The organism is Leptotrichia shahii (assembly GCF_008327825.1).
GTDB classification, from domain to species: Bacteria; Fusobacteriota; Fusobacteriia; order Fusobacteriales; family Leptotrichiaceae; genus Leptotrichia; species Leptotrichia shahii.
In genome coordinates, this window is record NZ_AP019827.1 from 1997048 (window position 1) to 2017427 (window position 20380).

Consider the following 20380-nt stretch of genomic DNA (forward strand, 5'->3'; position numbering starts at 1 on the left):
TTTGTCCTCCTATTTAATCTGTTTCAGTGCATTATCGATGAATTTTACAATTTCATTAATCAATTTCTGATTATCCTCTACTATCCCGTCAAATTCTTCTTTTGAAGAAAAAGTATACTCTTTTTTACATACAATTTTTTCAATCAAATAATTATTAATTGCCAGAATTATAAAATCTGAAATAATTTCCATATCGTATTCCCTGTTACTTTCATATCTTAAAAGTATATTTTCTTTAATAAAACTCTTAAAAAATTTTGTCATCTCTTCATGAAACTTCCCTGCAATTGTATTTTGAGCAAAAGACCTTACTATTCCAATATCCACATTATTCAAAAGTTCTAGAAAACTTTTAAATCTCTCTTTAATAAAATTTTCCAAAGTTTTTCTCGGATTTTCATCAATTTCTACTTTTGAATATTTTTTCATTTCAGATTTTTTTACACTTTCTAATACTTCACACAAAAGTTCCTCTTTCGTTTTGAAATACGTATAAAAACTCCCTTTTGAAATTCCCAGCTTTCTTGTTATATCCTCAACTTTTGTATCCGTATACCCATTTTTTCTAAATAATTCAAAGGCTTTTTCCAATATTTTTCTTTTTTTCTGTTTTTTTATATTTTTTTCTTTCCCAGACATCTTCCTACCTAACAATAAAAATTGACTTACAAGTCATTGTATTATAATATAATTTTTTTTCTAATTTGTCAATCATTTTTCCAATAACTTTATAATCTTGACATGATAAATCTTTCTCTTTGTAAAATGCCTTTTTATTAGGTAAAACAGCTATGTTAATTTTTTAAAGAAATTCTAAAATCTGTTCAAATATTATACCATCTTCCATTAAATTAATGGATTCATTTATAAATTCTGTTTAAAAAGGATTCTTTCACTCTTGTTAGAAACAAATAAAATATGTTTTCTATTTTTTAAATAAAATCTGACATTAGTCATCTAACTGCATGAAATCCTAATTCTTTAATAAAAAATTTACTATTAAAAAAATAATACAAAAAAAATGCAAAACAGTATAATTACTGATTTGCACTATATATCCTAATTTTAGTTGTTATGATGGTGCCCAGACGCGGAATCGAACCACGGACACAGGGATTTTCAGTCCCTTGCTCTACCGACTGAGCTATCTGGGCATAAATGGCGGAAGTGACGAGACTCGAACTCGCGACATCTTGCGTGACAGGCAAGCACTCTAACCAACTGAGCTACACCTCCATAAAAATGGTGGTCACAATTGGGCTCGAACCAATGACCCCCTGCTTGTAAGGCAGGTGCTCTCCCAACTGAGCTATGCGACCACATTAATTTTATTACTTAATAAGTATAACATATATTTACAAATATTTCAACTCTTTTTTTAAAATTTTTATTATTATTCTACTTTTTTTAAATTCAGACCATTAAATCCTTAAAAAATCATTCTTTTTGCAACTTTATACTAAACCTCATTTAAAAAATAGAGATTATTTTTTACTTATTTTCTAACAAGGGGTCAAAATCCCTTGTGTTGCAAAAGTTATACAAAACTATTGTTTCAAGCGGGAATAGTATTAAAATATCATAGACTGCATAATATATTTCAAAAAATATAAAAACTCATGATAGTTTCATATTAAAATGTTATTAATCACAAAAACATTAATGAAAGGAAATATATCATGAGTTATGAGTATTTTACCATAAATGTAAGAAATAAACTAGAAGTTCTGCTAAAAGAAAATTACAGAATTTCTAAAATTGCTCAAATCCTTAATTTATTAATAAGGATTTATTATTAGATTTTAATTAATAATTATATATAAAATATCAAATATTCTTATTGAAAAATATCAATTAATATTAATAAAATCTTTCCATTTTAACATTTCCCTTTAAAAAATTTTATTTTTTATTAATTGCTCCAATTATCCAAAGTAAAATGCATGCTCCTACTACAGATACTAAAACACTATGAAAATTGAATCCTGTTACTTTTTGATGCCCAAAAAAATTAAAGACTACTCCACCAATAAAGGCACCAATGATTCCTGTCACTATATTAGCCATTATTCCCATTGAAGCATTTTTATTCATTATCATGCTAGCTATCCAGCCAGAAAGACCACCAAGTATTAACCAAGCTATTATTCCCATAATTTCCTCCTATTTTTTTTCTTTTTAAAGATTTTTTTTAATATATCCCAATAACTTAAGGCAATATTTACTATACTTATAAAACCATTAACATTTTTTTTAATGCCAGCACTTTTATCAATAAAGTTGCTAGCAATAGATTTACTTGATTCTGCAACGCTAGAAGAAACATTTTTAATGTTTTCTAAAGTTAAAGATACATTACCAGAAGTATTAACAATATCTTTTTTAGAAGCTTTTAATATATCATTAACATTTTCCACTAATACATTTATTTTTTTTAAATTATTATTTGTATTTTCTAATATTTTTTCACTATTTTTTACTAAACTAGGAATCTGAGCAATACTTGTTTCTAATTGTTCCTTATTTTTTTGTAGTAAAGAATTTATTTTTGAGATAACAGAAATAAGTTTTATTAATGTTATAAAAAATAATATAAAAAGTATTGCAAGTGAAACATTTAGAAGAATTTTGAAAATTAAATATAAATTTATTGTTACCATATTTCCTCCTAGTTTCTTACTATTTTTTTATTTCTTCTTTCACATCTTCTACTTTATCTTCAAAATCATCAATTTTTTCTGGAATAGTTTTAGTTTTGATTTCATCATATTTCTCAGCAATAGCTTCTTTCATATCAGAAGTTTTATCTTTAATATAATTTTTTGCATTATTAAGATTTTTACCTACATAATTAAGCCCTTCCTTAGTTGCATTTGAAATATCTTTTCTAGTTTCTTTTCCTGATTTTTTAGCAAATAGCACACCTAATGTAAATCCAGCACCTATACTAGCAAGAAATTTCAATGAATCAATTACTTGCTCATTCCTAATTGCTCTTTCTCTTTCAAGACGTTTTTCTTCAAAGTAATTTATTAATCCCATATTCTTACCTCCTAAAGTTATTATTTCATAAATATTAAAAAAATATAATATTATTGATAATCATATTATACCTTATTTTTTTACAATAAGCAACTAAATATTTTTATAATGCACGGCAAACACATCAGTATTTTAAACTATTTCCCTATACTTCTCTATTTTTTTAATAAAACCCTATATCTCAATATTTCCTTGCATCTAACAATATGACATATCTTTTATCCTTCTACTGGATTTCTTTCTAAATGGCAGATCTTAAATATTAATACTGCCAATTTCCTTAGAATATTTATTGATTTTAATTTCTTATATTTTTGCATTACTTTTTGACAAGGGGTCTTGACCCCCTTGCTGCTATAAACATTAGTTATTACTTAATTTTTAATAATTTATTTTAGATAAACACTTTTAGTCTTTTTCATATTTAAGTTTAAATACTAATTTTACCAGTAAATTTCCCGTCCATACTTCCCAAAAGCCGATAAAATTCTTCCTTCATCATTTGTCTTAATTTGATAAAATTCTACTCTTTTTTTAAATGTCTTATTTACTTCCTTTACCAATTCCCTAAAATCAAGCCTGCTATTAGCTGTAAAATAAAATATTAACTTACCTTCATCAAATGTATATTCTCCAATAACAAGATTCATTTCAGGAAGCAGTCTTTTTACAATTTTTTTACATTTAAAATATGCTTCATCTGCTTTTTTATCTAAAACTGCTAATTTTTCTATTTCTCCTTCTGACAATTTTCGTTTTACTTCCCTAATTTTTAAATCATCTTGATCATTATTTCCTCTATTTAATGCGATTCCGAGAACTATGCCTATTTGTTCTCCACGAATTGTATCTACAAGAACATAATCTCCCTTTTTATAATCTTCTGAATCGCTTATTATAAACGGATAAACTTTTTTTGTTTTCCTAAACTTTATATTTATTATCTTCATAAAATCCCACCTTCTAAAAAACTGAAATACCCCTTTTCACTTATTATCAAATGATCCAGTAACCGTATTTCTATATTCTCAAAAACTTCCTTTACCTTTCTTGTCAGTAAAATATCAGATTCTGACGGTTTTAATGAACCTGATGGATGATTATGCACTAAAATTACTCCTTTTGCATTATACTCTAAAATTTTTTTTACCAATTCCCTAATATAAACCGTACTTCTATCAATTGTTCCAAAAAAAAGTTCCTCTTCTCGCAACAATTCATTTTGCGTATTTAAAAACAATACTTTGAATACTTCAATATCCCTATTTAAAAGAGAAAATTCAAGATAATTCAGCAGTTTAAGATTACTTGAAAGTACAATTCGCTCATTACATACTTTTTTATACAATTCACCTTCTATTATTTCAAATAAAAGTTTAAAAAATACAACTGCCCTTTCAGTTATGTATTTATTTTTTTTCAGTTCTTCTTCCGACTGCTTTAAAATCGTATACAAATCCCGATATTTCTCCAAAAGTTCCTTTGCAATTCCTCTGCAATTTTTCCTAGTAACCGTATAAGTAAGCAACAGTTCCAAAATTTCGCAATCTGTGAAACCTTTTGCCCCTGTTGACAAAAAACGCTGCCTTAGTTTTTCTCGATGTCCTTTTTCTTTTTCTTCATCTAGCATTTGTTCAAAATCTGTTTTTTCATTATTTTTATCTCTATTATCCCTCTTCATTTTCCCCCCAGAAAATATCAATAATACAAGCCAAGTTTTTTAAAACATCTTGCTTTTACTCAAATAGTTTACCATAAAACTAAAAAAATGACAAACTAAATTGGATGTATGACGGAGTAAATTATTTAGGAGCAAATTAAAAATTATATTTTATTTATCGTTTGATCTCTTACTAAAAGAAATTTATAACAACTCTATTGTTTAATGAGAAAATATGAGTTTCTCATATTACTAAAATAATATTTTTTTAACAGGGAATCTCTAGTCTATAAAATTTTTGTGTATAATAAAACTGATTTAAAAACGCAAAAGCCATGACTATCTTACTAAAACTCTAAATTTATATGATTTTTAATAGCTTAATTTTGAATAGATTCGAGTATACTGTCAAAAAATTCCTTATGCTCAATATAAAAATACTCTGACAGTAAATACTTTATTTAAAAATCTATATGAATAAAAATTATGTCCCTAAAATTTTTACTTTATCATTAAAGGCAAAAAATTTTGAAATATAGAAAAATTATGGTAAAATTTATCAAAGGCTTTTCTTTAAAATAATGCAATAAAAGAGGTCATTAAGTACATCTAATAAAAAATAGCAAAGGAGGAATTATTTATGAAAAAAATATTATTATTTTTAACAATTTTCAGTATGTTATTATCAACTGGTATTATTTCAGCAGAATCAACTATCACATTAAAAACTGAAAAAATAAAGTATCCTAGAGGAATAAGAAATGTAACATCAGTAACAGAAGTTTTTGGAACAGGACAACAAATTACACATATTATTTTAGAATTTAATGAAAAGGTAGTAAATTCGCAATTAACCAAAAATACTTTTACAGTATCGGATAGAACTGTTGAAAAAATTTATTCAAATGATCGACCAGAAAGGACTGACATTGTAAAAGATGGAAGATATGTCATTATCGAATTAAATCCAAAAGATAATGGAGCTTCTCTTCGCCTAGAAGGAAATGATGAAGTAGGATTTCAAATGAAAAAGGCAACTTCCAAAATAACTCAAAAGGAAGATATTTTGTTTACAAATGGTAAAAAATTAGAAAAAAGTATTGCAATACTTGAAAATAATAAAATCAGAAATCTAATTGTGGAAAACTTTAAGCAATTTGTATACAAGGATCCAAAAACTGGAACAAGTGTGAAGTATAATCTTTATATTCCAAAAAATTATGACAAAAATAAAAAATATCCGCTTGTGCTGTTTATGCACGATATGGGAGTTTTAAGTGAAGACACAAAAACTACTTTACTTCAGGGAAATGGTGCAATTTCATTTGCAACTCCTGAAGAACAAGCAAGACACGAGGCATTTGTACTAGCTCCTCAATATTCAAGACAAGTAGTAGACGACAATGGAGATATTACAAGTGATTTGGATGCAACTGTAAATTTGATAAGAGATTACTTACTTTTAAAATACAGCATTGATGAAAAAAAATTATATGCAACAGGGCAATCAATGGGGGGAATGATGGCTATTGTCATGAACTATAAATATCCAGAATTATTTGCCGCTTCATATTTAGTAGCTTGCCAATGGGATCCAAAAGAAGTATCTACTATGGCGAAAAACAATTTATGGATAACAGTTTCAACTGGCGATGTAAAAGCCTATCCAGGAATGAATGCAATTACAAGTGAACTTATAAAAAGAGGGGCAGCAGTAGCCAAAGACACTTGGAGAGCTGATTATACAGATGCACAATTTCTAGAAGGTGCACGAAAGGTTATTGCCCAAAAGTCAAATATAAAATACACAACACTTGAAAAAGGCACAAATCCATATTTGCCAAAAGATGCCAATCCAGGTTCAGAACACTCTGGAACTTGGAAAGTAGCCTATAACATACCTGGAATAAAAGATTGGATGTTTTTACAAGCAAAACAATGAAAAGCACTAAGAAATTTTAAGTAAAAATAATAAGAAAAGAAAAAAAATAAAAAAGAAACAAGAAAGGAGAAATTTTGACTTTTAGTTATTTTAGTCCTATTCACATAGAAACTTTTGTAGTATCAACTTTAATTTGTATATTTTTATTTTACATTCCAAAAATTTTTAAAAATATAGATATAAAAAAATATTCAACATTTTTAGGTTATTTTTTACTAATATTTAAAATAATCGACTCAATTTACAGGTTAATGTATCAAAATGAGCCTATAACCAACGTTACGCCAATACATCTTTGCAACTTTGCAGCAATTTTTGCAGGATTATATTTGATTTTCAGAACAAAATTTTTATATAATGTAGTCTATTATTTAACTTTCGGCCCAGTTTTAGCATTAATTTTACCTGGAATAATCTATTATCATGACAATTATTACGTATATATTTTTATGATAATGCACGCACTTATAGTATTTACAGCTTTTTTTGGATATACTTATTTGCATGAAAAACCTTCAAAAAAAGGACTTATTCAGTCAGTAATTACATTACTTGCCATATTTTTATATGCATTTATCTACAATCATATTTTCAAAGGAATAAATGCAATGTTTTTAAAAAGTCATATCATTTCACAAGTAAGTTTTATAAAACCAATTTGGATATATGATATTGTTTTAATATTGACAATGATTTTTTTACAATTTTTACTGTATCTTCCAATTATGAAAGAAAGTAATAAAAAAATTAAGAAGTGAAAAAATTAAGAAGAAAGAAAAAGTACACCACTGATATTAGTATTATTCTGTATATATGATTTTAGTAATTAGGTGTACTTTTTTAGTAAAAATATTATTCAGCTTCAGTATGAGCTGCCTTTTCCTGTTCAAATTTTTCTAAAACAACTTTTGTTATTTCAGAACGAAGTTCAGGCTTTATTGGATGAACTATATCTTTGAATTCTCCATTTGGCATTCTTCTCGATGGCATTGCCACAAAAAGTCCATTTTGCCCTTCAATTATTTTTAATCCGTGAATGACAAAACTCTCATCAAATGTGATATCAGCATAAGCCTTCAATCTCTCGATATTTTCTGTCTGTTTTCCAATTCTAATACGAATATCAGTTACTTTCATAAATCTTCTCCTTGTTTTATAGTTTTATTTTTCATTACAATTATACCTTATTTATTGTAAAAAACAAGAGAAAAAATGATAAAGATATCACATTTACTCAATTTATTTAAGATAACTTTAAAAACAAATTATCCAATTATTTCTATATATTCATCAATAAATTCTTTTTTTAAACTTTCAGGCGGTAAATCTAGCACTTTTACCTTTATATTTTTATTAAAATACTTTATTTCAAAAATATCGCCTTTTTTCACATCATAAGAAGATTTTTTAGGATCTCCGTTTATAACGATATTTCCATTATCTGCAAGCTCCTTTGCTACAGTTCTTCTTTTTATAATTCTTGTTACCTTTAAAAATTTATCTAAACGCATTTTTTATTTTACTCCTAAATTTCCATTATTTTATATTTTTCATCCCTTCATACCATGCTGTATTTGTTTCTACAAATCCAACATTGTCATTTTCCTTTAGGAACAATCCTCTTACTTTACTCTTTTTATTACTGAAAATATGTGGATTATCAGTTGTTGACTTAGCCATTAGAGCCTTTTTTATCTTTTCTTGATCTTCCTTTGATAAAGTTCTTGTATTAAATACAATTGGTCCATTATAAACAGGAATTGATTTTATAACTGTAAAACTTTTCCCTGCAAATTCTCCAAATGGTGCAACTGCTCCTTTTTTAACTTTATATGTAGCCCCTGAATTAAAGTCTTTTCCAGCAACTAATTCATATATTGTAAATGATTTTGGAATAGCAAATGTCGCAACATCAACATCCCCTTTAAATAACATAACTTGAGTTCCAGGATGTGAATTTCCAAACATAACTTTTGAAAACACCTTATTTCCCAATAATTCGTCTGTATTTTTTAGTCCAAATTCCTTTACAATTACCTCTCCAGGCACTTTAAATCCAGATGTAGAACTATTTGTAACAAATCCTATTGATTTGCCTTTAATCTTTTTCAGGTCAAACCCATCTCCAGAACGGTATTTATCGGCATCTTCTCCTCTTACTGCGATAAAGCTGTAATAAAGGGCATCTTTTAACGTTCCACTTTCTCCTGAATTTGTCAGCACAGCTTCAATATCCTTTGTACGCTTTCTAGCATTCAAATATGCTTCTGCTCCAATATATGCAATTTGTGATTGCCCAGAAACAATATTTTCCACCGTAATATTATAATCAGTTGTCGTAACAATCTCAACCTTTTTACCAGTCGCTTCCTGCACAATCCGTGCAAATTCTTCCCTTGATTTCTTCAACGAATCATTAGTTTCATTTGGCAAAAACACAATTTTAATTGTATCATTCTTTTTCCCGCAACTAATTGCAAATAAAAAAACTATTACCAGTAACAAACTTCTCAAAATATTTTTTTTCATAATACCTCCATCATAAAATAATCTAAAATTTTTTATATTATAACATTTGTTATTTTCATAGTCAATTCTAAAAATTTTTAAAATAAAAAAACAATTTACCAAATATATAATACTAAACTTCGTTTAAAAATAGAAGTTGTATTTTATATTATTTGCTAATATGGAGCCTTGACCCCCTTGCAAATAATTTTATAACCAGTCCTCTGTTTAAATGAAAAATCGTATAAAAATTTAAAAAATAATTTTTTCAAAAACCTCTCCAATCGAAAAACTTCTAATCACAATTTTCCCATTTTCATCTTGTTTTACTAATACTTCAATTTCTCCATTTTCATTGATATCTCGTACAACTCCTGAAACAGCTTCATTTCCAAATTTTAATTCTATTTCCTTATTTTTCAAATAATTTATTTCATTTATTTCAGTTAAAATATCTTCCCACAATCCATTTTCCAAATTTTCACACAATATTTGAAATTCAAAAACAATATTTTTTACAATTTCATCAATTTCATATTTTTTATTTGTTGCTTGTGTCAATGAAATAGCTTTATTTTTTAAAGTTCCAGGCAATATATTGTTGACATTTATCCCAATTCCAACAATATAGACATCATCTATTTTTTCCATCAAAATCCCGCACAATTTCTTATTTTCCAAATAAATATCATTTGTCCACTTAAATTTATATTCTAAATTTTCAATTCCCTTTAATCCCCTTATTGTCGCAAGTCCAGCAATTAAAGGCAATTTCAAATAATCCTCAATTTTCCAGTTTTCCCTTTCCTTCAAAAAAAAGCTAAAAATAGCCATTCCTTCCATAGAAATCCAGTCATTCCGCCTACGTGCCCTCCCATGAGTCTGATTTTTAGCACAAATAACATCAAATTCCTCATAATTTTTATGATTTCTTTCCAAATAATCATTTGTTGAATCCAATTCATTAAATTTATATAGATTTATATTTTTTTTCATTTTTTCTCCTTTATTATGAATTTAGTTATTTTTAAAAATCTAAAAATCAAAATAAATATAGCATTTATGTAATTTTATTTCCCCTATTTCTCAACTCCTGACAAGGAATCTTAGCTCTTTGTAGTTATAGATACTGCTGTTATTCAATATTTATTACTTCTACAATTGCCTATATTATGAATTAAAAAAACACTCCCATTAAATGCAATACTTCAAAATTAATGAGAGCCGTAATTTATCTAAATATTATTAAAAGAGTTCCCGCTGCTACAGCCGATCCAATTACACCAGCTATATTTGGTCCCATTGCATGCATTAGCAAAAAGTTTTTGGGATTTTCAGATTGTCCTATTTTTTGAACAACTCTTGCCGCCATCGGCACTGCAGAAACTCCCGCTGCTCCAATCATTGGATTTACTTTTCCTTTTGTAAATTTATACATTATTTTTCCAAACAGTACTCCTCCCACTGTTCCAAAAGAAAATGCAATTAATCCAAGAATAATAATTTTTATTGTTACAAGACTTAAAAAACGTTCTCCATCAGCAGTCGCTCCAACTGTCATTCCAAGCACAATTGTAATACAGTATAACATAGCCCCTCTTACATGTTCAACTAAATTTGAAACTATGCCAACTTCCTTTATAAGATTTCCAAGCATTAACATTCCAATTAACGGAGCTGATGATGGAACTAGAAGAATAACTACGATTGTTACTGCAATTGGAAAAATTATTTTTTCCCTCTGGCTTACATATCTAAGCTGCTTCATTTCAACCATTCTTTCCTTTTTAGTTGTTAATAATTTTATAATTGGCGGCTGAATTACAGGTACAAGAGCCATATAGGAATAAGCTGCAATGGCAATTGAGCCCAGTAAATGTGGTGCCAGCTTTGTCGTCAAGTAAATAGCAGTTGGTCCGTCAGCTCCTCCAATAATTCCAATTGAAGCCGCTTCTTTTCCTGTCAATCCCAGTGAAATCGCTCCAAGAAATGCCACAAAAATTCCAAGCTGTGCAGCCGCTCCCAGTAAAAGGCTTTTCGGATTTGCAATAAGCGGTCCAAAATCAGTACTTGCCCCTATCGCCAAGAATATTAATGGCGGATAAATTCCCAATTTTACTCCTTGATACAAATAGTAAAGAAGTCCGCCTTTTTCCATAAGTCCTTCATTTGCCACAGCAGGTAAGTTTGCAAGTAACATTCCAAAGGAAATTGGGAGCAGCAAATAAGGTTCATATTGTTTTTTTATTGCTAAGTATAGTAAAATTAGGGAAATTATTATCATGATTAACTGCCTTCCAGTTATCATAGATATTCCTGTTGTCCCGTAAAGAATCTTTAGTAGTTCCATTTGAAAACCATTCCTTTCCTTAGGTTTTTAGTAATATTTGGATTTAAAGCAATTTAGGATAATACAGCTAAAATATCATCGGTATTTACTTTATCCCCTTTTGTCACTTTAATCACATCTATAACTCCATCGCAAGGTGCTACAATTGGATTTTCCATTTTCATTGCTTCTAAAATAACGATTTCATCTCCAGCTTTTACTTTTTCTCCAATTTTTACTTTAATATCCACAACAAGTCCTTGCATAGGAGCTTTTACTACTTGACTTCTTCCAGTTCCCCCTTGTAAAGAACGATTTTCATTTTTATCTATTTTTTGTTTATTGTTTGAATCAGCTGAAGTTTCAATTGCCCCATTTTTTTCTGTAATTTCTTCCACTTCCACTTCATAAACTTTTTCTCCAATTCTGATTTTATACAGTTTAATCATATTTGTCATGCCCCTTTATATTTTTAGATTTTATTCTATTTCCCTAATACTCCTTATTTTTATACGGCTATTTTTATTATCCCCAGCCGCTTCAATCAGAGCCGCCATCATTGCTGCCATCATAGTCTCATCTTTTATTTTTTCCATACTAAATTTTTCTCTTTTATCTAATTCCTTTTCACTACTTAATTTTTCTGACTTCTCCAAAATTTTGTTATCATTTGTTTTTTTATTATCTTCATTTTCCCCTTCAAAGTTTGAAAAATATTTAAAAAATGATAACATAAATGAAATTAAAAATAATATAAAAAAAACGATTAACATACTTACAACTGAAATATAAATTGCATCTGCAAATGTTACAGCTGAATTTCCAAATAAAATGCTTTTCATATTTTAATTATTCCTTTCATTTTTTATAAACAATCACACAAAAATAATTTCAATTACTAAATTCAAACATTTATTCAAAATTATTTATAGTAAAATTGTATAAAACCGAACTGAAAATTACAACTATTTTATTCAAAAGTTAGTTTGCTTAATTTTCACAAGTTCGATTTTAATAGGCTCAGGTATATTTTTTATTATTTTATTTTATAGTAACTGTCAAATTTTTCTCTATGTGAAAGTTTCATTTTATTTCTAAGATGAACCATATCACTTACAATTTTTTCTTCTACATGAGTTAATTTATCCCAATCTATAAGGTTTTCCTCATCACGAGTCTTGTTTATTTCTGTATCAAGTTCTGATATTTTTTTAAGCAATGTTTTTTTATTCCAAGCAGTATTTTCATACCATTCTGTTATTTCCTTTAATTTTTTTTTGAAATAATCTATATCTAAATTCATTTTACACCTCTCCTTAAGTTGCTAAATCTACTTTAGAATCAAGATAATAAAACCCGTCTTACTAAAAGCCTAATTTTAAATCCCGATTTTAAAGAAGTTTTACACCACAGCTAAAAAAATCATCAATTTACCACATCCTAATTTTTTAAAAAATCACTTCAATATTTTGAATACTTATTTCATCTTTTGATTTTTTTTGTTTCTCTGTTTTCTTCAAATCTTTCATTTCATACTTTTCCTTCAAATAATTTTTGGAAATTTGTGGAAAACATGCATAAGTTAGCACATCTTCATCAGACTTTGCTAAATTTCCAATTTCATTTTTTATCGTATCATATTCATTTTGCAGCAAATCAGCTGGTCTTCCAGTAAATACTTCATCATTTCCAATTATAATCGACTTGATTTCATTAGAAATTTTTACAGGTGATTTTCCATACATTCCCTTTACATAATCTTTAATTTCCTTTGGAATCATCTTGTATCTTTGCTCTGTCAAAACATTAAATACCGACTGTGTCCCGACCATTTGGCTCATTGGAGTTACTAGTGGCGGATAACCCAAATCTTTTCTCACTTTTGGAATTTCACGAAGCACATCCTCATATTTATCTTCCGCTCCCTGTGCCTTTAATTGTGACAGAAGATTTGAAAGCATTCCTCCTGGCAGCTGATATTCCACAATACTCGGTTCTATCATGAGAGCCTTTGGATTTAATGTTCCATTATCAATATATTTTTTTCTTATCGGCTTAAAATATTCTGCAATTTTCTTTAGGAGTTCCAAATTCAGCTCTGTATCGTATTTTGAATTTTGCAAAGCTCTAACAAGTGATTCTGTAGGCGGTTGTGAAGTTCCACCTCCAAAAGGAGAAATTGCCGTATCTACAATATCTACTCCAGCCTCGATTGCCTTTAATACACTCATTCCAGCAAGTCCCGCCGTTGCATGGGTATGCAGTTCAAGCGGAACTTTCAAAATACTTTTCAGCTCGCCCACAAGCTCATAAGCCACACCTGGTAGCAAAATTCCAGACATATCCTTTATAGCAATGGAATCTGCCCCCATACTTTCCATTTCCAAAGCTAGTTTTTTATAATATTCAATCGTATGGACTGGGCTAATTGTATAGCAAATAGCAAGCTGACTATGTCCCCCATATTTTTTAGTACTTTCAGATGCCTGTCTTATATTTCTCGTATCATTCAAAGCATCAAATGTCCTAATAATGTCAATTCCATTTTTTATTGAAAGCTCAACAAATTTATCCACAATATCATCTGCATAATGCCGATAACCAAGCAAATTTTGCCCTCTTAAAAGCATTTGCAGCTTAGTATTTTTAACCCTTTTCCTAATTTCCCGCAGTCTTTCCCACGGATCTTCATGTAAAAATCTAATTTCCGCATCATAAGTTGCACCGCCCCAGACTTCCATTGCATAATATCCGACTTTATCCATAGTTTCTATTATTGGAAGCATTTCAGCAGTTGTCATTCTTGTTGCCATAAGTGACTGATGTCCATCTCTTAGCGATGTTTCTGTTATTTTTACCTTTCCCATAAAAAACCTCCCTATTTTAAAGTTATCATAAAATAAAAAGTTAATCTATTCAAAATAAGATGGTCCAGCATTTACAATATGTTCCGGCATATTTGGATATTTTTCAGAAAAATTTTTTCTAAACATTTTGGCAAGTTTTTTAGCCGCTGCTTCATAGGCTTCCTTATTTGCCCACGTGTCTATTGGATTTAACAATTCACTTGGAACATTTGGACAATATTGCGGAATTTCCAAGTTGAAAATATCATCGTGTCTGTATTCCACTTCATCCAAATCACCATTTAACGCTGCCGTTACCATCGCCCTTGTATATATTAAGTTCATACGATTTCCAACACCGTAAGGTCCGCCAGACCATCCTGTATTTATTAAAAATACTTTTGTTCTGTGAAGATCTATCTTTTTACCTAGCATTTCTGCATAAACTGACGGATCAAGCGGCATAAACGGTTCTCCAAAGCAAGTTGAGAATGTAGGCTGTGGCTCAGTTATTCCACGTTCAGTTCCAGCCAGCTTAGAAGTAAATCCTGTTACAAAATGATAAATTGCTGCATCTCTCGAAAGTCTTGAAACAGGCGGCAAAACACCAAATGCATCTGCAGTCAAAAATATTACAACATTTGGGATTCCTCCAATTCCGGGAATTTGTGCATTTTTTATATGACTAATTGGATACCCGACTCTTGTATTTTCAGTCAAGCTCTTGTCATAAAAGTCAAATTCACGTGTACTCGGATTCATTACAACATTTTCCACAAGACTTCCAAATTTTATCGCATTATAAATATCAGGCTCATGTTCTGGATCAAGATTTATACATTTTGCATAACATCCTCCTTCAAAGTTGAAAATACTGTGATCAGACCATCCGTGTTCATCATCTCCAATCAATTTACGGTTAGGATCTGTCGAAAGTGTAGTTTTTCCAGTTCCTGAAAGCCCAAAAAATATAGCAGTTTGTCCAGTATTTGGATCCATATTGGCAGAACAGTGCATAGGTAATACATCCATTTCAGGCATTACAAAGTTCATTATCGAAAATACGCTTTTCTTTATTTCTCCCGAATATTCTGTTCCGCAAATAATTCCAACTTTTGCTTCATAATTAATAATTATCGCAGCTGACGAATTTATTCCATCAATTTTTGCATTGCATTTAAATCCTGGAGCTGCAATTATTGTAAAGTCAGCATGTCCATAATCCTTTAATTCTTCCTCTGTTGGACGGATTAAAAGCTGATGAATAAACAAATTTTGACTGGCACGTTCATTTATTATTCTAAATTTTTTTCGGCAAGCTGGATCTGCTCCCGCCATTCCATCAAATATGTATATTTCCCGATTTTGCAAATATGCAATTAATTTATTATAAATAGAATCAAATTTTTCCTTTTCAATAGGCTTATTTACATTTCCCCAAGCAATTTTTTCATGAATTCCTGCGGTATCAACAATATACTTATCCTTAGGCGAACGTCCTGTATATTTTCCTGTCGTCACAACTAAAGCTCCACTGCTTGACAATGTTCCTTCCCCTCTTTTTAACGCATGTTCAACAAGTTCCGCAGGTGTCAAATTTCTATAAATTTGAGCTACATTTACTATTCCTAATTTTTCCAAATCTTTTGTCACTTTTTTCATAATACTCCCTCCGTATTTACAAAATTCATAATCATTTGTAAAAATAAATATACTCAACAAATCAATACTTTTTATTTTAAAAAGTACCAATATTCCTTAAATTTTCCATCCATTACTTTTACAATCATCTATCATAAAATTTAGAAATTTAAATCAGTAAAACAAAAAATTCCCTACTTTTTATGTAGGGAAACGCAAAAAATTTTTAATTTTAAAAAATAATTTTTAAATATCTCAGATTTTGGATTTGTTTGAGTTATGTTAAATTTATAATAATATTTTTATCAAAAATAAATAAAACCTTTATATATTGAATTCTAAAAACAGTTTACATTTTATGCAAATATATACGAAAAAATTACAATTTTATAGTCAATAATTTTTTTAAAATGTACTTTAGAAACCTAATTATGGTAACTTCCAATACATAATTCCATATTATTTTACACTATATAATTGCTTAAAATCATATTCAACATTATCTTTTCCCTACATTAATATTATCCCACATTTTTTCTAAAAGTCAATATTTTTTTTAAAATTCTAATTAAAAGAATACTCTATGAAAAATTAAATTTTTTATAAAGATATACTGTAATGTGAATTAAAAATACCTACAGTTCTTCAAACATCAATCTATTCGAGAATTATCAGAAACTTCGCTAAATAATTCTTCATAAATGTTTTTGTCCTGATTTTTTATAAAATAAATTTGAATAACAACCATATATTGTGGTATAATACTAGCAAGCTATAAACATAAATGGAGAGAAAATGATAAAATTAATTTTGCTGGATGTAGATGGGACACTTACCGATGGTGGAATTTATCTCGGAAATAGTGGTGAAGAATTAAAAAAATTTAATGTAAAAGATGGCTATGCCATCGTAAATGCGCAAAAATTAGGTATTGAATTTGGAATTATTACAGGCGGGAAATCAGAATTGCTAAAAAGACGTGCTGAAAAACTAAAAATAAAATACCTTTTTCAAGGAATCTCTGAAAAAACTCTAATGCTTGATGAGATTATAAATCAGACAGGACTAAAAGAAAACGAAATAGCCTATATGGGCGATGATTTAAATGACATGGCAATTATAAAGAGAGTTGGATTTTCTGGAACTCCGCTAGATGGAGCAAATGAAATAAAATCAATCGCTGATTTTATCTCTATAAAAAATGGTGGCGAAGGAGCAGTACGTGAATTTATAGAAGCTATCTTAAAAAAAGAAAATTTATTTCAAAAATTTTTAACAATCATAAAATAGATTACATTTTTTTATTAAATAAAACCTTAAATATTCATATTTGAGATTTTTTTATAATTTATATTTATAGATTATTTTTATGAGTAATTATTTTTTCTTAATTAATTTTTTTAACGTAAGGGCGTCAAATGCCACGCCCTTATAACCCAGCTTACGCAAAACTTTCTCAATAAAGAAATTTTGCCTGATATTTGTTTTAATTAAATAATCTGTTGTAATTGAATTAGAATGTCGTGATTTTTTTGGAATAAAATTGACTGCTTGAGTTTTTTCAAACTTTTTAAATTGTAATTAGTTTAAAAAGTTTATAAGAACTTTTATTAAAAAGCGAGTTTCAATTCCATTTCAAAAAAATTCTTAGACAAGCGGGGATTGTAAAGGGGATGGCGACTGATCCCCTTTACGTTTAGAAAAAAGAAAAATATTAAAAAAAAGAAAAATAATATCAATAAAAATAACTTTTGTTAATTTTAAATAAAATTCTTTAAGATGAATACTTTAGGAAATAAGCTTAAAATGGATTTATTAATAAATAAAAAATAATTAGAAAATATTAAAAATTATTTTTAGGAGGAAATAATGGCAATAAAATATTTAGATGCCAAAAGGCTAAAATTAGTGTTTATTGGCGGTGGAAAATGGGTTACAAAACATGAGGAGCTTTTAAATGAACTGAATGTATATCCAGTTCCTGATGGAGATACTGGAAGCAATATGTCAATGACATTAAATTCGATGATAAATGATCTGGAAGAAAAGACAGATGAAAAAATAAAAATGCCTCAACTTATAGATGTAGTTGAAGAGGCTGTATTAATGGGAGCTCGTGGAAATTCTGGGACAATTTTGTCACAAGTAATTACAGGGTTTTTAAGAGGGATTGGTGAAAAAGTTAAGCTATTACCAAAAGATGTAGCTGAGGCTCTTGTAAGTGCAAAGGAAACTGCATATAATGCTGTAAGTGAACCTATTGAAGGAACAATGTTGACAGTTATTAGAAAAATTTCTGAAAAGGCTACGGAATGTGCTGAAAAATTTGAAGATTTAGTAGCATTTTTAAAGGAAATCGTAGAGGCTGGGAAAACAGCTGTGGACGAAACACCTGAAATGCTTCCAAAATTGAAAGAAGCTGGAGTGGTTGATGCTGGTGGAAAAGGTTTATTTTTCTTTTTTGAAGGGTTTTATAAGGTTACAACTGAATTGAACCTGCTAGCTGAATTACAAAAGGCTCAAGTTAAAGAAAACGAATTTGATAAAACAATTGCAAATATTGATCACGATCCTGAAAGCATACATTTCCAATATTGTACAGAATTTATCATTCTAAATGGTAACTTTGATACAAATGAATATAAAAAACGTGTATTAGAATTAGGAGATTCTGCAGTGTTTGCACAAACTTCTAAAAAATTTAAGACCCACATCCATACAAATCACCCTGGAAAAGCAATGGAGATTGCGTTGGAATATGGGCCGCTGGAAAAAATGAAAGTGGAAAATATGAAACTGCAGCATGATAATTTACAAATTTTCAGCGAAAAGGATGAAGCAAAAATTTTTGCAAATAAAAAAATTGATAAGACAAAATCGGCATTTATAATTTTGGCAGATTCTGAGAACTTAAAGGATGAATTTTTAAAACTTGGTGCAGATGTCGTAATTTTAGGAGGACAAAGTAAAAATCCAAGCGTTCAGGAAATCTTGAATGCTATTGAAAAGACTGAAAAGGAAAATGTTTACATTCTTCCAAATAATAAAAATGTAATTACAACGGCAAAAATGGCAGCTGAAAAATCTAAAAAAACAGTAGTAGTTTTAAGTACAAAAACAATGCTTGACGGATATTATTTTCTAAAAAATAAAGATACTGATATTGATGAAGTTAAAGAGGCGGCTTCTAGAAATTATTCTGTGGAAATTACAAAAGCTGTAAGAGATACAAAAGTTGAAGATTTATCAATCGAAAAAGATGACTTTATTGGGCTTGTAAATGGAAAAATAAAATACGCAAAAAAATCATTAAAAGAAACAGCAGATGCAATATTAGATGACCTAATAACTAAAAACACAATAACTGCAGTTATTGTAAGCGGAAATGAAAAAGATGAAACTTCACAAAAAAGCATTGAAGACAAGTTAGCAGCATTAAAAACTACAATTATTAATGGAAATCAGGAAAATTACTATTATTATTTATATATTGAAAATAAAGATCCAAATATGCCTGAAATTGCTATTTTGACAGATTCTGTATCAGATTTGACAAATGAAGACATTGAAGGGCTTCCAATAAAAGTTGTGCCTTTAAAAATTGATATAAACGGAGAGCTTTACAAGGATGGAGTGGAAATTTCAAAATCAGAATTTTGGCATAAAATGTTAAATAACGATGCAAAAATCAAGACATCTCAGCCATCACCGCAAGACTTTTTAAACGCCTATAATAAGTTATTTGAAAAAGGATACAAAAAAATTATCTCAATCCATCCATCATCAAAATTAAGCGGAACAATACAAGCGGCAAAAGTTGGAAGAAGTCTTGCAAATAGAGAAAATGACATAGAATTAATCGACAGTTTAGGCGCTTCATTACTGCAAGGATTCCTTGTGCTGGGAGCAGCAGGAAAATCAGTAAGAGGTGAAAGTTTTACAGAAATTATTAACTGGATAAATAACTTTAGAACTAAAGGTAAACTTCTTATGATTATTCCAGACTTGAAATACCTTGAAAAAGGTGGAAGAATCGGAAAGGCAAGTTCGACAATAGCTGGAGCATTAAATATGAAACCTATTTTAACTGTAAATCAAGGGGAAGTTACAGTTGAGAAAAAAGTTCTTGGTGAACGCAATGCACAAAAATATATCGAAAAATATATTGAACGTGAAAGCAAAAAACAAAGTATTGTACTTATGAGCGGATGGGGGGGAACTCCAACTGAACTTGAAAATGTTGTAAGAATTTATTCTGAAGTGGAAAATAATCCAAAGATTAACCCATTGATATTGAATAGAGAAATTGGAGCGGTAATAGGAGCTCACGCAGGTCCAGTTTATGGAGTATTTATATTCCCAAGATTAAGTTAATTAATGTATAAAATTAAATTTTAAACATAATAATCAGA

20 protein-coding genes, 3 tRNA genes and 1 pseudogene are annotated in these 20380 nt (G+C 28.8%); 5 read left to right on the forward strand and 19 right to left on the reverse strand.

The window, feature by feature from the left end; genetic code table 11:
* Positions 1-9: 9 nt before the first annotated feature.
* The 4 genes from F1564_RS09275 to F1564_RS09290 form a co-directional block, all read right to left on the reverse strand.
* A complete protein-coding gene (locus F1564_RS09275) occupies positions 10-639 on the reverse strand; it encodes a TetR/AcrR family transcriptional regulator (RefSeq protein ID WP_018451041.1) in 630 nt (209 codons plus the stop codon).
* 439 nt (positions 640-1078) lie between these two features.
* A tRNA-Phe gene (locus F1564_RS09280) sits at positions 1079-1154 on the reverse strand.
* A gap of 5 nt (positions 1155-1159) precedes the next feature.
* Positions 1160-1236: transfer RNA gene (locus F1564_RS09285), tRNA-Asp, on the reverse strand.
* A 7-nt stretch (positions 1237-1243) separates the two neighbouring features.
* Positions 1244-1319: transfer RNA gene (locus tag F1564_RS09290), tRNA-Val, on the reverse strand.
* Positions 1320-1679: 360 nt separating this feature from the next.
* Between F1564_RS09290 and F1564_RS10595 the strand changes: the two are divergent.
* Positions 1680-1775 (forward strand): annotated as a pseudogene (locus tag F1564_RS10595) (IS30 family transposase); the annotation flags it as partial.
* Positions 1776-1902: 127 nt separating this feature from the next.
* Here F1564_RS10595 and F1564_RS09295 read toward each other — a convergent pair.
* From F1564_RS09295 to radC, 5 genes are all read right to left on the reverse strand, one after another.
* A complete protein-coding gene (locus tag F1564_RS09295) occupies positions 1903-2154 on the reverse strand; it encodes a GlsB/YeaQ/YmgE family stress response membrane protein (RefSeq protein WP_018451042.1) in 252 nt (83 codons plus the stop codon).
* Positions 2145-2660, reverse strand: a complete 516-nt coding sequence (locus F1564_RS09300) for a DUF948 domain-containing protein (protein ID WP_018451043.1) — start codon at positions 2658-2660, stop codon at positions 2145-2147. Before F1564_RS09300 ends, F1564_RS09295 begins: the two co-directional genes overlap by 10 nt.
* A gap of 19 nt (positions 2661-2679) precedes the next feature.
* On the reverse strand, positions 2680-3042 hold the full coding sequence (locus tag F1564_RS09305; protein ID WP_018451044.1) for a YtxH domain-containing protein: 363 nt from the start codon (positions 3040-3042) through the stop codon (positions 2680-2682).
* Positions 3043-3485: 443 nt separating this feature from the next.
* Positions 3486-3992 carry a PSP1 family protein gene (gene ricT, locus F1564_RS09310; RefSeq protein ID WP_018451045.1) on the reverse strand — a complete coding sequence of 169 codons (507 nt, stop codon included), beginning with the start codon at positions 3990-3992 and terminating at the stop codon, positions 3486-3488.
* Positions 3989-4723, reverse strand: a complete 735-nt coding sequence (gene radC / locus F1564_RS09315; protein WP_018451046.1) for a RadC family protein — start codon at positions 4721-4723, stop codon at positions 3989-3991. The genes ricT and radC overlap by 4 nt, the downstream gene beginning before the upstream one ends.
* A 619-nt stretch (positions 4724-5342) precedes the next feature.
* Here radC and F1564_RS09320 point away from each other — a divergent pair.
* Together F1564_RS09320 and F1564_RS09325 are read left to right on the forward strand one after the other, a co-directional pair.
* A complete protein-coding gene (locus F1564_RS09320; RefSeq protein ID WP_018451047.1) occupies positions 5343-6644 on the forward strand; it encodes an alpha/beta hydrolase-fold protein in 1302 nt (433 codons plus the stop codon).
* A gap of 74 nt (positions 6645-6718) precedes the next feature.
* Entirely contained in the window at positions 6719-7402 is a 684-nt protein-coding gene (locus F1564_RS09325) for a YwaF family protein (RefSeq protein ID WP_018451048.1), read from the forward strand.
* A gap of 94 nt (positions 7403-7496) precedes the next feature.
* Here the strand turns inward: F1564_RS09325 and spoVG are convergent, their stop codons facing one another.
* The 10 genes from spoVG to pckA all read right to left on the reverse strand — a co-directional run bounded on the left by spoVG (position 7497) and on the right by pckA (position 15989).
* Entirely contained in the window at positions 7497-7781 is a 285-nt protein-coding gene (gene spoVG / locus F1564_RS09330) for a septation regulator SpoVG (protein WP_018451049.1), read from the reverse strand.
* A 128-nt stretch (positions 7782-7909) separates the two neighbouring features.
* On the reverse strand, positions 7910-8155 hold the full coding sequence (locus F1564_RS09335; RefSeq protein ID WP_018451050.1) for an RNA-binding S4 domain-containing protein: 246 nt from the start codon (positions 8153-8155) through the stop codon (positions 7910-7912).
* A 25-nt stretch (positions 8156-8180) separates the two neighbouring features.
* On the reverse strand, positions 8181-9173 hold the full coding sequence (locus F1564_RS09340; RefSeq protein ID WP_018451051.1) for a phosphate/phosphite/phosphonate ABC transporter substrate-binding protein: 993 nt from the start codon (positions 9171-9173) through the stop codon (positions 8181-8183).
* A 231-nt stretch (positions 9174-9404) separates the two neighbouring features.
* Positions 9405-10148 carry a biotin--[acetyl-CoA-carboxylase] ligase gene (locus F1564_RS09345; RefSeq protein WP_018451053.1) on the reverse strand — a complete coding sequence of 248 codons (744 nt, stop codon included), beginning with the start codon at positions 10146-10148 and terminating at the stop codon, positions 9405-9407.
* Between the two features lie 235 nt (positions 10149-10383).
* Entirely contained in the window at positions 10384-11502 is a 1119-nt protein-coding gene (locus F1564_RS09350; RefSeq protein WP_018451054.1) for a sodium ion-translocating decarboxylase subunit beta, read from the reverse strand.
* Positions 11503-11555: 53 nt separating this feature from the next.
* Positions 11556-11930, reverse strand: a complete 375-nt coding sequence (locus tag F1564_RS09355; RefSeq protein WP_018451055.1) for an acetyl-CoA carboxylase biotin carboxyl carrier protein subunit — start codon at positions 11928-11930, stop codon at positions 11556-11558.
* A gap of 30 nt (positions 11931-11960) precedes the next feature.
* A complete protein-coding gene (locus F1564_RS09360) occupies positions 11961-12323 on the reverse strand; it encodes an OadG family protein (RefSeq protein WP_018451056.1) in 363 nt (120 codons plus the stop codon).
* 194 nt (positions 12324-12517) lie between these two features.
* The gene (locus tag F1564_RS09365; protein ID WP_018451057.1) at positions 12518-12784 is read right to left on the reverse strand and encodes a hypothetical protein; all 267 of its coding nucleotides are present in this window, start codon (positions 12782-12784) and stop codon (positions 12518-12520) included.
* Positions 12785-12929: 145 nt separating this feature from the next.
* The gene (locus tag F1564_RS09370) at positions 12930-14348 is read right to left on the reverse strand and encodes an oxaloacetate decarboxylase subunit alpha (protein ID WP_018451058.1); all 1419 of its coding nucleotides are present in this window, start codon (positions 14346-14348) and stop codon (positions 12930-12932) included.
* A 45-nt stretch (positions 14349-14393) separates the two neighbouring features.
* Positions 14394-15989 (reverse strand): phosphoenolpyruvate carboxykinase (ATP), encoded by a 1596-nt coding sequence (gene pckA / locus F1564_RS09375; RefSeq protein ID WP_018451059.1) that lies wholly within the window; start codon positions 15987-15989, stop codon positions 14394-14396.
* Between the two features lie 774 nt (positions 15990-16763).
* Here pckA and F1564_RS09380 point away from each other — a divergent pair.
* Together F1564_RS09380 and F1564_RS09385 are read left to right on the forward strand one after the other, a co-directional pair.
* Entirely contained in the window at positions 16764-17258 is a 495-nt protein-coding gene (locus tag F1564_RS09380) for a KdsC family phosphatase (RefSeq protein WP_018451060.1), read from the forward strand.
* Between the two features lie 579 nt (positions 17259-17837).
* Complete coding sequence (locus F1564_RS09385) at positions 17838-20342, forward strand: DegV family protein (RefSeq protein ID WP_018451061.1); 2505 nt, start codon at positions 17838-17840, stop codon at positions 20340-20342.
* The last annotated feature ends 38 nt before the right edge of the window (positions 20343-20380 follow it).